The sequence below is a fragment of the Stutzerimonas sp. CXK-1 genome (assembly GCF_057738225.1).
The window spans coordinates 1,236,240-1,249,546 of sequence record NZ_CM173217.1 but is presented as its reverse complement, the minus strand read 5'-3'; the positions used below and the strand labels follow the sequence as shown (position 1 = coordinate 1,249,546).

Below are 13,307 nucleotides of genomic sequence, written 5' to 3'. Positions count from 1 at the left end.
GCGGGTTAATCGTCGAGACGCTCTTCCAGTTCGCGTACTTCCTGGGAAAGCTTGTCGAGAAACTGCATGCGTCGAACCATGCGCTCAGCGGCTTCGCGCTGGGCCGGCTCCTGCCAAAGCGCAGCGAAGCGCTCATTGAGCGCCGCCTGAGCCTGCCTGAGCTGTGCCTTGAAGGCGGCCACCCCAGCAAGGTCGGCGCTATCCTGCAGATCCTCAAGCTCTTCGCGCCATTGCATCTGCTGCAGAAGAAACTCGGGATCCTGAACCGTCGTTTCCAACGGCACCTCGTGACCTTCCAACGCCAGCAGGTAGCGAGCCCGACGCGTCGGACTCTTGAGCGTCTGGAAGGCGTCGTTCAGGTTCGCCGAGCGCTCCAGTGCCTGACGCTGCTCAGCCTCGCTCGCATCGGCGAAACGATCCGGATGCATCTGTCTGGCCAGCTCGCGATAACGGGCTGCGAGTTGATCCAGGTCGAGATCGAAGGCGGGGCTGAGATCGAACAGCGCAAAATGGCAGGGTCTACCCACAGGCGCCTCAGACATTGAAGCTCTCACCGCAACCGCACTCGCCGCGCACGTTGGGGTTGTTGAACTTGAAGCCCTCGTTCAGCCCTTCACGCACGAAGTCGAGCTCGGTGCCGTCCAGATAGACCAGGCTCTTGGGGTCGATGATCACCTTCACGCCGTGACTCTCGAACACCACATCCTCCGGCGCCGCCTCGTCAACGAACTCGAGCACGTAGGCCAGACCGGAGCAGCCAGTGGTTCGCACACCCAGCCGAATACCATCGCCCTTGCCACGCCCATCCAGGGAGCGCCGGACGTGGGATGCCGCCGCAGGCGTCATGGTGATAGCCATCGATACCTCCTCAGAGCAGACCTTTCTTCTCGCGATAGTCGCGCACGGCTGCCTTGATCGCGTCTTCTGCCAATACCGAGCAATGGATCTTTACCGGCGGCAGGGCGAGCTCTTCGGCAAGCTGAGTGTTCTTGATCAACTCGGCCTCTTCCAGGGTCTTGCCTTTCATCCACTCGGTGGCAAGGGAACTGGAGGCAATCGCCGAGCCGCAGCCGTAGGTCTTGAACTTGGCGTCTTCGATCACGCCTTGCTCGTTGACCTTGATCTGCAGGCGCATGACATCACCACATGCGGGCGCGCCGACCATACCGGTACCGATGTTGGGGTCTTCCGCATCGAACTTGCCGACGTTGCGCGGATTCTCGTAGTGGTCGATGACCTTGTCACTGTAAGCCATGGTGCAATCCTCTCTCTAAGACGCTCGCGTTCCGCTCAGTGGGCTTGCCACTGCACTTTGGAAATGTCGACGCCGTCTTTGTACATATCCCAAAGCGGCGAAAGCTCGCGGAGCTTGTTCACCGCCTCGCAAACCTTGCTTGCTGCGTAGTCGATTTCCTCTTCGGTCGTGAAGCGACCAAACGAGAAGCGAATCGAACTGTGCGCCAGCTCGTCGTTACGCCCAAGGGCGCGCAGTACATAGGAAGGCTCCAGCGACGCCGAGGTACAGGCAGAACCGGACGACACCGCAAGATCCTTGAGCGCCATGATCAGCGACTCGCCTTCGACGTAGTTGAAGCTCAGGTTGAGGTTGTGAGGCACACGGGCCGTCATGCTGCCGTTGATGTAGAGCTCTTCCAGCGCCTCGACCTTGCGCAGGAACCGATCGCGCAGGCCGCGGAGCCGCTCGTTCTCCTGTGCCATCTCCTCCTTGGCGATGCGAAAGGCCTCGCCCATGCCGACCAACTGGTGGGTCGCCAGGGTACCCGAGCGCATGCCGCGCTCATGGCCACCGCCGTGCATCTGCGCTTCGAGGCGAACACGCGGCTTGCGACGCACATACAGAGCGCCAACCCCTTTGGGCCCGTAGGTCTTGTGTGCCGAGAACGACATCAGGTCGACCTTCATCTTTTCCAGGTCGATCTCGACCTTGCCAGTGGACTGGGCCGCATCAACATGGAAGAGAATCCCGCGCGACCGGGTCAGCTCGCCAATGGCGGTGATGTCGTTGATCGTGCCGATCTCGTTGTTCACATGCATGACCGAAACCAGCACGGTGTCGTCACGCAGCGCTGCCTCGACCATCGCCGGCGTGATGATGCCGTCCTCGCCCGGCTCGATGTAGGTTACCTCGAACCCCTCTCGCTCGAGCTGGCGAGTGGTGTCCAGAACTGCCTTGTGCTCGATCTTCGTGGTAACGATGTGCTTGCCCTTGGAGGCGTAGAAGTGCGCCACACCCTTGATGGCCAGGTTATCCGACTCGGTCGCGCCGGACGTCCAGACAATCTCCCGCGGATCGGCATTGACCAGCTCGGCAACCTGCCGACGCGCATTCTCCACCGCCTCTTCGGCCTTCCAGCCGAACAGATGGGAGCGCGACGCCGGGTTACCGAAGTTACCCTCGGTGGTCAGGCATTCGACCATCTTGGCGGCGACGCGAGGATCGACCGGTGTTGTCGCGGAATAGTCCAGGTAAATCGGCAACTTCATGGAGTGTCTCCTATCAGGCGAACGCCCGGCTCATTCAACGGCCGACGTTTCGATCTTATCCAGAGGCGCAGCGCCCCCGTTGGCCCGGCGCATATCTTGACGCAGGGCAACCTGCTGTACGTCTTGGCGATTGACTAGGTCCGCCAGGCTGATGCCACTCAAGAACTCATGGATCCGCTGGCTGAGGTCGCACCACAGATGATGAGTGAGGCAGGTGTCGCCAGAGTGGCATCCGCCCAACCCCTGGCAGCGAGTGGCATCGACAGACTCGTTGACTGCATCGATCACTTGCGCGACCTGAATGCCGGCCATGTCTCGCGACAGCTGATAACCGCCACCGGGGCCGCGGACGCTCGTCACCAGACTGCCGCGGCGCAACTTGGCGAACAACTGCTCAAGGTAGGAAAGCGAGATCCCCTGCCGCTCGGAAATATCGGCAAGGGATACCGGACCATGCTGCGCATGCAGCGCCAGATCAAGCATGGCGGTAACGGCATAACGGCCTTTAGTGGTCAATCGCATCGGCTTGCACCAGGCATCACGGTTTGGTGCAATTATGCTATTCCCGAGTATTAAGGTCAACTATAAGACCTATTACCATAGTCGGGTATTGAACGAGCCGGGCCGCCCGATCACCACTCGTCCTAGCAGGCGGCGCGCATGATAGCAGCCCAGCGCCGGCGATGCTCAAGCCGACGGACCGTTTTCCTTTGGCTGAACTTCAGCAAAATCCTCGTCACGCAGCTCCGGGAGCTCCTTGGCGCAATAGTCGCTGCCGAGGGCCTTCAGCGCACCGCACATACCCTCGAGGCGCTCCTCGACGGCCTGCATGTGATCGAGCAGCTGGCCGATGGCCCGTGAGACCGGGTCTGGCATATCGCCACTGACGCCATAGGCATCGAAGCCGATCTTCTCAGCCATGGCCTTGCGCCGTGCCTCCTGCTCGTCATCGGCCTTGGCGATGATGCGCCCGGGAATGCCGACAGCCGTCGCGCCGGCCGGAACTGCGCGCGTCACCACCGCATTGGAGCCAATCTTCGCACCGGCCCCAACCGTGAACGGACCGAGGATCTTCGCACCGGCCCCGACGATGACTCCATCCTCCAGGGTCGGGTGGCGCTTGCCCTTGTTCCAGCTGGTACCCCCCAGCGTGACCCCGTGGTAGAGCGTGACATCGTCGCCGATTTCGGCCGTTTCGCCGATGACGATGCCCATACCATGGTCGATGAAGAATCGGCGCCCGATTCTTGCGCCCGGATGAATCTCGATGCCGGTCAACCAGCGCGCAAGATTGGAGGACATGCGCGCCAGCCACTTCCAGTCATGCTGCCAGAGCCAATGGGACGCGCGATGGATCCAGATGGCATGCAGCCCCGGGTAACAGGTCATCACTTCGAATGCATTACGTGCCGCCGGGTCGCGATGGAATACGCTCTGGATATCTTCACGCATGCGTTCGAACATCATTCCTTTCTCCGCTTGTGCGGCTCGCCGCGGGCCGCCTTCTGTGTCTCGGTCAGGATACCGCGCAAAATGTTCATTTCCAGCTTGGTAATGCCGCTTCGGCCATAGAGCCGACGCAGCCTGGGCATGAGGTGACGCGGCTTTTGCGGATCGAGAAAGCCGATCTCGATCAGCGTCTGCTCGAGATGCCCGAAGTAGTGCTCCAGCTCATCCACGGTCACCGGTTGCGTATCGAGCATGGCCGTCGTTTCCAGCTTTTCGCTCTTGGTAGGCCGCCCCTGGGCTGCCAGCCAAGTCATGCGCACCTCGTAGGTCAGAACCTGCACCGCTGCCGCAAGATTGAGCGAGCCGAACTCGGGATCGGACGGGATGTGCACGTGGTACTGACAGCGCTGCAGCTCCTCGTTGGTCAGCCCGGCGTACTCGCGACCGAAGACGAGCGCGACCTCCCCCCCCTGCCCCGCCTGCTCCAGACTGACCGAAGCGCACTCGCGCGGATCGAGCAACGGCCAGGGAATACGCCGGTCGCGCGCGCTGGTGCCGAGCACCAGACTGCAGCCCGCCAGAGCCTCCTCAAGCGTATCGACCACCTGGGCATTGTCGAGGATATCGGTTGCACCAGAGGCGCGGGCAATCGCATCGGAGCTCGGAAAGTCTTCTGGCTGCACGAGCACCAGGCGCGACAGCCCCATGTTCTTCATGGCGCGCGCAGCGCCGCCAATGTTGCCGGCATGACTGGTATTGACCAGCACCACTCGAATGTTGTGTAACGACACCTTCGTTCCCGCCCAAAAAAGAAGCGCTGCAGCTTACCGCAAAGCGTCGGCCTCACGCACCGCGTACCGCACCGACCACCTCGCTGGACGCTACATGTACGGAGCCTTTCCTGATATGATTTCCGGCTTTCTTTAAACGACCAGGTAAAGTTTCATGCAGCCCATGCTGAATATCGCGCTGCGCGCCGCCCGCAGCGCTGGCGAACTGATTGTCCGTTCCACCGAGCGCCTGGACGTGATCTCGGTGAACGAGAAGGAAGCCAAGGACTACGTGAGCGAAATCGACCGCGCCGCTGAGCAGGTCATTGTCAACGCGCTGCGCAAGGCCTATCCGAACCACGGCATTCTGGCCGAAGAAGGCGGCGCGCTCGAAGGCAGCGGCGACGGCGCCGACTACCAGTGGATCATCGACCCACTCGACGGCACCACCAACTTCGTGCGCGGCGTCCCTCACTATGCAGTCAGCATCGCGTGCAAATATCGTGGCCGCCTGGAACATGCCGTGGTGCTCGACCCGGTGCGCCAGGAGGAATTCACGGCGAGCCGTGGACGTGGCGCCGCGCTGAATGGCCGCCGCCTGCGGGTCAGCTCACGCAAGAGCCTGGAAGGCGCCCTGCTGGGTACCGGCTTTCCCTTCCGCGATGGGCAGCTGGACAACCTCGACAGCTACCTCAACATGTTCCGTGCCCTGGTTGGACAGACCGCCGGCCTGCGCCGTGCCGGCGCCGCCAGCCTCGACCTGGCCTACGTGGCGGCCGGCCGCTTTGACGCCTTTTGGGAGTTCGGCCTGTCCGAGTGGGACATGGCCGCTGGTGCCCTCCTGATCCAGGAAGCAGGCGGCCTCGTGAGCGACTTCGCGGGCGGTCACGAATTCCTCGAAAAGGGCCAGATCGTCGCCGGCAACGTCAAATGCTTCAAAGCTGTGCTGACGGCTATCCAGCCGCACCTCACGCCCTCAATGAAGCGCTGATCTCCATACAGAAGCTCTAGCGCAGAAACAGAAAGCCCCGGCCAAGTGACCGGGGCTTTCTGTTTGCAGCAGCCTCGCCGAAGCGACCTGCCATCGATCACTGTTGTGCCAGCACCAACTGGCCATCCTTTACCGGAATCTGTGCGCCGGGCTCACGATCCATGCGGACCTGGCCCACTTTGCCATCAAGGTCATAACGGACGTTATAGCCGACGACCTTGTCGTGGCTGTCCATGACCGTATCGCAGCGCGTCTCCGTCGTGGTGTAGGTACTGTTGCGCTGCATCCGTTCCTGCACCTGGTTGCCGGCGTAACCGCCGCCTACCGCGCCCGCGACCGTGGCGATCTTCTTGCCGGTGCCGCCACCGATCTGGTTACCCAGCAGGCCGCCCACCACAGCCCCGACGGCCGTACCGGCGATACGATGCTGATCCTGAACAGGCTTCTGCCGTGTAACGGTTACATCGCGACAGACTTCGCGCGGCGTTCTGACAGTTTCCTTGATTGGCTCGACCGCGAGCACCTCAGCAAACTGCGGTCCCCGATCAACCAGGCTGTAGGTGGCGAACGCACCACCTGCCGTCGCCACCACCGCGCCCAGCGCGGCACCCACCATCATCGACTTGTTCATCGCAACTTCTCCTGCGCCATATGGCGGCGCCCTGCTCGCCGCTAGGACAAGCAGGACAGCGAGAAGTTCATGGACGCTCGTCGACTTCCTCCACCGCAGGCGGTATCAGGTCATCGCGCGTGAGCTTGAGCCAGATGAGGAACAGGCTGGCGATATAAACCGACGAATAGGTGCCCGCGCCAACGCCCACCATCAACGCCAGCGAGAAGCCCCACAGGTTCTCGCCACCAAAGACCATCAGCGCAAGAATTGCGAGCATGGTCGAGATCGACGTCGCCAACGTCCGCAGCAGCGTCTGCGTGGTGGAAATGTTGATGTTGTCGATCAGCTCGGTCTTGCGCAGCACGCGAAAATTCTCGCGGATACGGTCGAACACCACGATGGTGTCGTTTAGCGAATAACCGATCACGGCCAGTACCGCGGCGAGCACGGTCAGATCGAACGTGATCTGAAACAGCGCGAACACCCCAAGCACCACGATGACATCGTGAAACAGCGATACCACCGCGCCGAAACCGAACTTCCACTGAAAGCGGAAGGCCACGTAGACCAGGATCCCGGCCAGTGCGAGCAGCATGCCGAGCCCACCCTGGTCACGCAGCTCCTCGCCAACTGCAGGCCCGACGAACTCGACCCGTTTGACCGCCACCGAGGCACCGGCATCGGCCCGCTGCAGCGCCTCGGCGACACGCTGACCAAGCAGCGGGTCATCGCCAGGCATGCGAACCAGCACATCGGTGGTTGCACCAAAGCTCTGCACGACCGCACTTCCGTAGCCAGCCTCCCCCAACTGCGCACGGACAGTGTCCAGCGCAACGGGCTGCTCGTAGCTCAGCTCGATGAGCGTGCCGCCCGTGAAGTCCAAGCCGAAATTCAGCCCTCTCGTCACCAGACTAACGAGCGAGACAATGGTCACCAGCACCGTCAGGGCGAACGCCACGTGACGAATACCCATGAAGTTGATTACGCGCTTCATCGTCACAACCCCTTAGATCCACAGCTTCTTGAGATCGCGGCCGCCATAGATCAGGTTGACCATGGCGCGCGTCACGATGACAGCGGTAAACATCGACGTGAGAATGCCCAGCGACAGCGTCACCGCGAAGCCCTTGATCGGCCCGGTTCCCATCGCGAACAGAATGGCCCCAACCAACAGGGTAGTGACGTTGCCGTCGACGATGGCCGAAAGGGCCCGATCGAAACCTTCATGGATCGCGCGCTGCACCGACATGCCATTGGCCAGCTCTTCGCGAATGCGCGAGAAGATCAGCACGTTCGCATCGACCGCCATGCCCATGGTCAGCACGATGCCGGCGATACCCGGCAGGGTGAGCGTTGCGTTGAGGATCGACATCAGCGCGGTCAGTACGACCATGTTGAACAGCAGGGCCGCCGTTGCGAGCAAGCCGAAGAACTTGTAGATCGCCACGATGAACAGCGCGACGAACAGGAAGCCCCATAGAGCCGCCTCGACGCCGAGCTCGATGTTCTCGGCGCCCAGGCTCGGGCCGATGGTGCGCTCCTCGGCGAAGTACATGGGCGCCGCCAGACCGCCGGCGCGCAACAGCAAAGCGAGCTCGGACGACTCACCCTGGCCGTCCAGACCGGTGATCCGGAACTGACTGCCGAGCGGCGACTGAATCGTTGCCAGGCTGATGATCTTCTTTTCTTCCTGGAAGGTCTCGATGCGCTTTTCCTGCTCGACGCCATCCACCACCTCGCGCACATAGCGCGTGACCGGCTTCTGCTCGATGAAGATAACCGCCATGCTGCGTCCGACGTTGTTGCGCGTCGCACGGTTCATCAGGTCACCACCGTGACCGTCGAGACGAATATTTACCTGCGGCCGGCCGTTCTCGTCATAGCTGGCCTGAGCATCGGTCACCTGGTCGCCGGTGATGATCAGGGTACGTTCGAGATCCACCGGCGGCCGGCCCGGCTCGCGGAATTCGAAGCTCTCGGTGGACGCACGCGGCGCATCCGGCTCCGCCGCCAGGCGGAACTCGAGGTTGGCCGTCTTGCCGAGGATGCGCTTGGCTTCCGCAGTGTCCTGCACACCAGGGAGTTCGACGACGATACGATTGGCACCCTGGCGCTGCACCAACGGCTCGGCGACGCCGAGCTCGTTGACCCGGTTGCGAACCGTAGTGAGGTTCTGCTTGATCGAGTATTCACGAATCTCGGCGAGCTTTGCCTCGGAGAGGTTGAGCGTAAGCACCTGCAGATTGTTGCGCGGCGCAACGTTCATCTGGAAGTCGTTGTAGTTCTTGCGAATCAGGCCCTGCGCTTCGCTCGCGGTCGCCTCGTCAGCGAAGCCGAGCTGAATGACGCCTTTCTGGCCCGGCAGGCTGCGATAGCGCACACGCTCCTTGCGCAGCAGGCTCTTGATCTCACCCTCGTAGACATTCAGCCGGGTATCGATGGCCTTCTGCATGTCCACCTCGAGCAGGAAGTGCACCCCACCAGAGAGATCCAGCCCGAGCTTCATCGGGCTCGCCCCGAGGTTGCGCAGCCATTCGGGCGTGGTCGGGGCCAGGTTCAGGGCCACCACGAAGCTATCGCCCAGTGCGCGCCGCACGATGTCCTTGGCCGGCAGCTGATCATCCTGCTGCTGCAAGCGCAGCAGCCCCTGGCTGCCGGTCTCGGAAAGCTTGGTCGCCTTGACGACGATTCCCGCCTCGGCGAGCGCCTTGCTGGCCCGTTCCAGATCCGCAGCCTGCACGGCCTGGGCAGTGCTCGCACCAGTGATCTGGATTGCAGGATCGTCAGGGTAAAGATTGGGTGCCGAATAGATGGTGGCCACCGCAAGCACCACCAGGATCAGCAGGTATTTCCAGAGAGGATATTTGTTGAGCATGGAACAGCCCGTCTAATGACGCGGGGCGCCTTGCGCGCCCCGTCGTAGATGTTGAGTAAGTCAGCTCAGATCGCTTTCAGCGTGCCCTTGGGCAGGGTCGCGGCAACCGCCGCCTTCTGGAACTTCAACTCGACATTGTCGGAGACCTCGAGCACGACGAAGTCGTCGGCAACCTTGGTCACCTTGCCGGCGATGCCGCCGGAGGTCACCACCTCATCGCCCTTCTGCAGCCCACCGAGGAGATTCTTGTGCTCCTTGGCGCGCTTGGCCTGTGGCCGCCAGATCATCAGATAGAAGATGACCAGAAAGCCGACCAGGAACACCCACTCGAAACCGGTGCCGGCAGGTGCGGCGGCGGCCTCTTGGGCATGGGCGACGGGAATCAGAAAGCTCATGTAGCACTCCTGTTGCAGAAAGGATCTTTTCTAGTGGGATCTGTCATGCGAGCGGCGGCGTTGGCAGACCGCGCCGGGCATAGAAGGCGTCGACAAAGGCGGCCAATGTACCCTCTTCGATGGCGCCGCGTAAACCAGCCATCAACCGCTGATAATGCCTCAGGTTGTGGATGGTGTTGAGCATGCTACCGAGCATTTCGCCGCATTTGTCCAAGTGGTGCAGATAGGCTCGCGAGAAGTGTTTGCAGGTGTAACAGTCGCATTCAGCGTCGAGTGGCGAATTGTCGTGCTTGTGCACCGAGTTGCGGATTTTCACCACACCGTTTTCGGTGAACAGATGCCCATTGCGCGCATTGCGCGTCGGCATCACGCAGTCGAACATGTCGACACCGCGCCGCACGCCTTCGACCAAGTCCTCCGGCTTACCGACGCCCATCAGATAGCGCGGCTTGTCAGCTGGCATCTGCGGCGGAAGGAAATCCAGTACCCGGATCATCTCCTCCTTGGGCTCGCCGACCGAAAGCCCGCCAATCGCCAGGCCATCGAAGCCGATCTCGCACAGCCCTTCGAGCGATCGCATGCGAAGCGACTCATGCATGCCGCCCTGGACGATGCCGAACAGCGCCGCCGAGCTATCACCATGGGCGATCTTCGAGCGCTTCGCCCAGCGCAGCGACAGCTCCATGGAGCGGCGTGCGGTCTCTTCGTCCGCCGGATAGGGCGTGCACTCATCGAAGATCATCACGATGTCCGAGCCGAGATCACGCTGAACCTGCATGGATTCTTCCGGCCCCATGAACACCTTTGCGCCATCGACCGGAGAGGCGAAATAGACGCCCTCCTCCTTGATCTTGCGCATCGCGCCCAGACTGAAGACCTGAAAACCACCGGAGTCGGTCAGGATCGGACCATTCCACTGCATGAATCCATGCAGGCTGCCATGCTCACGAATCACATCCATCCCCGGGCGGAGCCAGAGATGGAAGGTATTGCCAAGAATGATCTGAGCGCCAATTCCCTCGACGTCGCGCGGCAACATGCCCTTGACGGTGCCATATGTGCCCACCGGCATGAACGCCGGTGTCTCCACGACCCCGCGCGGAAAGCGCAGACGGCCGCGGCGGGCCTTGCCCTCGGTGGCCAGAAGTTCGAAGGTCATGCGACAGGTACGGCTCATCAGCGATCCTCGGGGCCGCGCGCGGCAGGGTTGCGGGTTATGAACATGGCATCTCCATAACTGAAGAAGCGGTAGCCTTCGCGGACCGCCTCGGCGTAGGCGGCCATCGTCTCGCGATAACCGGCAAAGGCGGAAACCAGCATCAGCAGGGTGGACTCGGGTAGATGGAAGTTGGTCACCAACGCATCGACCACATGAAAGGGCTTGCCCGGATAGATGAAGATATCGGTCTCGCCCGCGAACGGCTGCAACTGACCTGAGCGCGCCGCAGTCTCCAGCGATCGCACACTGGTCGTGCCGACGGCAATCACCCGCCCGCCACGCGCCCGGCATTCGGCAACCGCATCGACCACTGCCTGCCCCACCTCCAGCCACTCGCTGTGCATATGGTGGTCCTCGATGCGCTCGACACGCACCGGCTGAAAGGTCCCGGCACCGACATGCAAGGTGACGTAGGCGGTTGCGACGCCTTGCTCTCGCAACGCAGCGAGCATGGCCTCGTCGAAATGGAGGCCCGCAGTGGGTGCAGCGACGGCACCGGCGCGCTGCGCGTAAACGGTCTGATAACGCTCCCGGTCGCTGCCCTCGTCGGGCCGATCTATATAAGGAGGCAGCGGCATATGACCGACGCGCTCGAGCAGCGGCAGAACGGGCTCGCTAAAGCCCAGCTCGAAAAGACTCTCCTGACGCCCCAGGACCTGCGCCTCGCCACCGCCGTCGATGAGGATGCTGGAGCCGGCCTTTGGCGACTTGCTGGCACGCACATGAGCCAGCACACGCTGCGTGTCCAGCACACGCTCTACCAGTATCTCGAGCTGGCCGCCCGTGGCCTTGCGCCCGAACAGCCGCGCCGGAATGACCCGCGTATCGTTGAACACCATCAGATCGCCCGGCCGCACATAGTCAAGCAGATCAGCAAAGCGGCGATGACTAAGGGCACCGCTCGGCCCTTCGAGAACGAGGAGACGGCTGGCGCGGCGCTCGGCAAGCGGATAGCGAGCGATCAGCGATTCGGGAAGCTCAAAAAAGAAATCGGCGACTTGCATAACGATCGGGTTGGCAACGGGGCGCAAAGCTTAGCCGAAACGCACCGCGCTGACCACGGCAGGCGATTGACCCTGACTGGCAACGTCCCTATACTGCGCCGCCTCATGCCTCGATGGCGGAATCGGTAGACGCAGCGGATTCAAAATCCGCCGCTGGCGACAGCGTGAGAGTTCGAGTCTCTCTCGGGGCACCATCAGATTCATGGCAGCACCGCTGCCTGGCATCAACGATCGTGGTAGATCGGGTCGAACAATCGACCCAGGCGGTCGAGTCAGTACGCCGTTCAGGCAAATGCAGTGGTAACGCGCCTCTCGAGGTTTGCGATGAGCATCGGGCAGATCATGCCCGCACCATCGCCCGATCGAGCATGGCGCACTGCGACGAGCGCCAGCCGCCGTCTGCAGCCCAGTCACATAGCGCCGACGAAGCGCAGTCTTATCGGGCAAATTCCATCGCTCCGAGGGGTTGGATTGCCCGAAGACTTGGCGTAGAGTGTGCCCACTGTGTTTGCATGGGTCGCTGTTGAATCGTGACCTGGTGCAGTAGATCTGAAGATCCGCTCTCCGCTCGACTCTCTTACTCCTTGCAACCAGTTCCAGCTTCCTGCACGCGGGAAGCACATCTACTTTTGAGTTCCAAGGATACAAAGATATGTCGAATCGTCAGAACGGTACCGTCAAGTGGTTTAACGACGAGAAAGGTTTTGGTTTCATCACTCCCGAGAGCGGTCCGGATCTGTTCGTGCACTTCCGCGCGATCGAAGGCAACGGCTTCAAGAGCCTGAAAGAAGGCCAGAAAGTCAGCTTCGTCGCAGTGCAAGGTCAAAAGGGCATGCAGGCTGACCAGGTTCAGATCCTGGGCTAAGCTTCAGCTCCGAAAAGCCCCTGATGGCAACATCAGGGGCTTTTTTGTGCCTGGTTTTCGTACACTACGCGCCGTCCAGCCTTTCGAGACCCGACATGCGCAAACACATGCTCACCCCGCAGGGACAATTCCCTGCCGCCGGCATCGTCCGCCGATTCGCGGCGATGTTCTACGATAGCCTGCTATGCATCGCCCTGATGATGGTGGTCACCCTGTTCTATCAGCAGGTACTGCTGCGCCTGCTCTATGGCAGCGAACAACTCAAAGCGCTGGCGGATGCCGGGGGTCTGGATATCGATCCGCTACTGTCGACGCTTCTCTTGTTCAGCCTTTTTGGCTTCTTCGCCAAGTTCTGGACCCACAACGGCCAGACGCTCGGCATGCAGGTCTGGGGCATTCGCATCCAGAACAAGGATGGCAGCGCCATCGACCTTTGGCAGGCGCTACTGCGCTTTCTGCTGGCGATTCTCTCCTGGCTCTGCCTTGGCCTCGGCTTCCTTTGGATGCTATGGGACAAGGAAAAGCGGACCTGGCACGACATCTATTCGGAAAGTCAGGCCGTGCAGCTGCCGAAGAACATCCACAAGAAGTAAGCCCCGGCGCCGACCGGAGCCGGGGCCT

The 13,307-nt window shown here is 61.6% G+C and carries 16 protein-coding genes and 1 tRNA gene; 4 read left to right on the top strand and 13 right to left on the bottom strand.

Going from position 1 to position 13,307, the window contains the following annotated elements; genetic code table 11:
* Positions 1–5: 5 nt before the first annotated feature.
* The 7 genes from hscB to trmJ form a co-directional block, all read right to left on the bottom strand.
* Complete coding sequence (gene hscB, locus AC0KXH_RS05855; RefSeq protein ID WP_488224333.1) at positions 6–527, bottom strand: co-chaperone HscB; 522 nt, start codon at positions 525–527, stop codon at positions 6–8.
* A 7-nt stretch (positions 528–534) separates the two neighbouring features.
* The gene (iscA, locus tag AC0KXH_RS05850) at positions 535–858 is read right to left on the bottom strand and encodes an iron-sulfur cluster assembly protein IscA (RefSeq protein WP_041107183.1); all 324 of its coding nucleotides are present in this window, start codon (positions 856–858) and stop codon (positions 535–537) included.
* Between the two features lie 10 nt (positions 859–868).
* Positions 869–1,255: a Fe-S cluster assembly scaffold IscU gene (gene iscU, locus AC0KXH_RS05845; protein ID WP_041107185.1), complete on the bottom strand. Its 387-nt coding sequence runs from the start codon at positions 1,253–1,255 to the stop codon at positions 869–871.
* Positions 1,256–1,290: 35 nt separating this feature from the next.
* Entirely contained in the window at positions 1,291–2,505 is a 1,215-nt protein-coding gene (locus AC0KXH_RS05840; RefSeq protein ID WP_041107187.1) for an IscS subfamily cysteine desulfurase, read from the bottom strand.
* Positions 2,506–2,535: 30 nt separating this feature from the next.
* A complete protein-coding gene (gene iscR, locus AC0KXH_RS05835) occupies positions 2,536–3,027 on the bottom strand; it encodes a Fe-S cluster assembly transcriptional regulator IscR (protein WP_041107189.1) in 492 nt (163 codons plus the stop codon).
* 165 nt (positions 3,028–3,192) lie between these two features.
* Positions 3,193–3,969, bottom strand: a complete 777-nt coding sequence (cysE, locus tag AC0KXH_RS05830) for a serine O-acetyltransferase (RefSeq protein ID WP_041107567.1) — start codon at positions 3,967–3,969, stop codon at positions 3,193–3,195.
* Positions 3,969–4,745: a tRNA (cytosine(32)/uridine(32)-2'-O)-methyltransferase TrmJ gene (gene trmJ / locus AC0KXH_RS05825; RefSeq protein ID WP_041107191.1), complete on the bottom strand. Its 777-nt coding sequence runs from the start codon at positions 4,743–4,745 to the stop codon at positions 3,969–3,971. The genes cysE and trmJ overlap by 1 nt, the downstream gene beginning before the upstream one ends.
* Positions 4,746–4,899: 154 nt before the next feature.
* On the opposite strand from trmJ, the gene suhB reads away from it, so the two are divergent.
* Positions 4,900–5,715 carry a type III secretion system regulator SuhB gene (suhB, locus tag AC0KXH_RS05820; RefSeq protein ID WP_041107193.1) on the top strand — a complete coding sequence of 272 codons (816 nt, stop codon included), beginning with the start codon at positions 4,900–4,902 and terminating at the stop codon, positions 5,713–5,715.
* 97 nt (positions 5,716–5,812) lie between these two features.
* On the opposite strand, the gene AC0KXH_RS05815 is transcribed toward suhB, so the two are convergent.
* The 6 genes from AC0KXH_RS05815 to queA form a co-directional block, all read right to left on the bottom strand.
* Positions 5,813–6,346 (bottom strand): glycine zipper 2TM domain-containing protein, encoded by a 534-nt coding sequence (locus AC0KXH_RS05815; RefSeq protein WP_041107195.1) that lies wholly within the window; start codon positions 6,344–6,346, stop codon positions 5,813–5,815.
* 67 nt (positions 6,347–6,413) lie between these two features.
* Positions 6,414–7,322, bottom strand: coding sequence for a protein translocase subunit SecF (secF, locus tag AC0KXH_RS05810; RefSeq protein ID WP_488224332.1), 909 nt, complete (start codon positions 7,320–7,322; stop codon positions 6,414–6,416).
* Between the two features lie 12 nt (positions 7,323–7,334).
* Positions 7,335–9,203 carry a protein translocase subunit SecD gene (secD, locus tag AC0KXH_RS05805; protein ID WP_041107199.1) on the bottom strand — a complete coding sequence of 623 codons (1,869 nt, stop codon included), beginning with the start codon at positions 9,201–9,203 and terminating at the stop codon, positions 7,335–7,337.
* A 65-nt stretch (positions 9,204–9,268) separates the two neighbouring features.
* Positions 9,269–9,598: a preprotein translocase subunit YajC gene (gene yajC, locus AC0KXH_RS05800; protein ID WP_041107200.1), complete on the bottom strand. Its 330-nt coding sequence runs from the start codon at positions 9,596–9,598 to the stop codon at positions 9,269–9,271.
* A gap of 43 nt (positions 9,599–9,641) precedes the next feature.
* The gene (gene tgt / locus AC0KXH_RS05795) at positions 9,642–10,757 is read right to left on the bottom strand and encodes a tRNA guanosine(34) transglycosylase Tgt (RefSeq protein WP_165564193.1); all 1,116 of its coding nucleotides are present in this window, start codon (positions 10,755–10,757) and stop codon (positions 9,642–9,644) included.
* Between the two features lie 17 nt (positions 10,758–10,774).
* Positions 10,775–11,821 (bottom strand): tRNA preQ1(34) S-adenosylmethionine ribosyltransferase-isomerase QueA, encoded by a 1,047-nt coding sequence (gene queA, locus AC0KXH_RS05790; RefSeq protein ID WP_200628154.1) that lies wholly within the window; start codon positions 11,819–11,821, stop codon positions 10,775–10,777.
* 107 nt (positions 11,822–11,928) lie between these two features.
* Between queA and AC0KXH_RS05785 the strand changes: the two genes are divergently transcribed.
* The 3 genes from AC0KXH_RS05785 (at position 11,929) to AC0KXH_RS05775 (ending at position 13,279) form a co-directional block, all read left to right on the top strand.
* Positions 11,929–12,015 (top strand) — tRNA-Leu (locus tag AC0KXH_RS05785).
* Between the two features lie 458 nt (positions 12,016–12,473).
* Positions 12,474–12,686: a cold-shock protein gene (locus AC0KXH_RS05780; RefSeq protein ID WP_003298189.1), complete on the top strand. Its 213-nt coding sequence runs from the start codon at positions 12,474–12,476 to the stop codon at positions 12,684–12,686.
* 95 nt (positions 12,687–12,781) lie between these two features.
* Positions 12,782–13,279 (top strand): RDD family protein, encoded by a 498-nt coding sequence (locus AC0KXH_RS05775; protein WP_269262863.1) that lies wholly within the window; start codon positions 12,782–12,784, stop codon positions 13,277–13,279.
* The last annotated feature ends 28 nt before the right edge of the window (positions 13,280–13,307 follow it).

What these genes read in the sequence shown, in the direction of transcription:
- iscA (WP_041107183.1), bottom strand. Translation starts at nt 858, where the DNA reads ATGGCTATCACCATGACGCCTGCGGCGGCATCCCACGTCCGGCGCTCC.
- iscU (WP_041107185.1), bottom strand. Translation starts at nt 1,255, where the DNA reads ATGGCTTACAGTGACAAGGTCATCGACCACTACGAGAATCCGCGCAAC.
- AC0KXH_RS05840 (WP_041107187.1), bottom strand. Translation starts at nt 2,505, where the DNA reads ATGAAGTTGCCGATTTACCTGGACTATTCCGCGACAACACCGGTCGAT.
- iscR (WP_041107189.1), bottom strand. Translation starts at nt 3,027, where the DNA reads ATGCGATTGACCACTAAAGGCCGTTATGCCGTTACCGCCATGCTTGAT.
- cysE (WP_041107567.1), bottom strand. Translation starts at nt 3,969, where the DNA reads ATGTTCGAACGCATGCGTGAAGATATCCAGAGCGTATTCCATCGCGAC.
- suhB (WP_041107193.1), top strand. Translation starts at nt 4,900, where the DNA reads ATGCAGCCCATGCTGAATATCGCGCTGCGCGCCGCCCGCAGCGCTGGC.
- AC0KXH_RS05815 (WP_041107195.1), bottom strand. Translation starts at nt 6,346, where the DNA reads ATGAACAAGTCGATGATGGTGGGTGCCGCGCTGGGCGCGGTGGTGGCG.
- secF (WP_488224332.1), bottom strand. Translation starts at nt 7,322, where the DNA reads ATGAAGCGCGTAATCAACTTCATGGGTATTCGTCACGTGGCGTTCGCC.
- secD (WP_041107199.1), bottom strand. Translation starts at nt 9,203, where the DNA reads ATGCTCAACAAATATCCTCTCTGGAAATACCTGCTGATCCTGGTGGTG.
- yajC (WP_041107200.1), bottom strand. Translation starts at nt 9,598, where the DNA reads ATGAGCTTTCTGATTCCCGTCGCCCATGCCCAAGAGGCCGCCGCCGCA.
- tgt (WP_165564193.1), bottom strand. Translation starts at nt 10,757, where the DNA reads ATGACCTTCGAACTTCTGGCCACCGAGGGCAAGGCCCGCCGCGGCCGT.
- queA (WP_200628154.1), bottom strand. Translation starts at nt 11,821, where the DNA reads ATGCAAGTCGCCGATTTCTTTTTTGAGCTTCCCGAATCGCTGATCGCT.
- AC0KXH_RS05780 (WP_003298189.1), top strand. Translation starts at nt 12,474, where the DNA reads ATGTCGAATCGTCAGAACGGTACCGTCAAGTGGTTTAACGACGAGAAA.
- AC0KXH_RS05775 (WP_269262863.1), top strand. Translation starts at nt 12,782, where the DNA reads ATGCGCAAACACATGCTCACCCCGCAGGGACAATTCCCTGCCGCCGGC.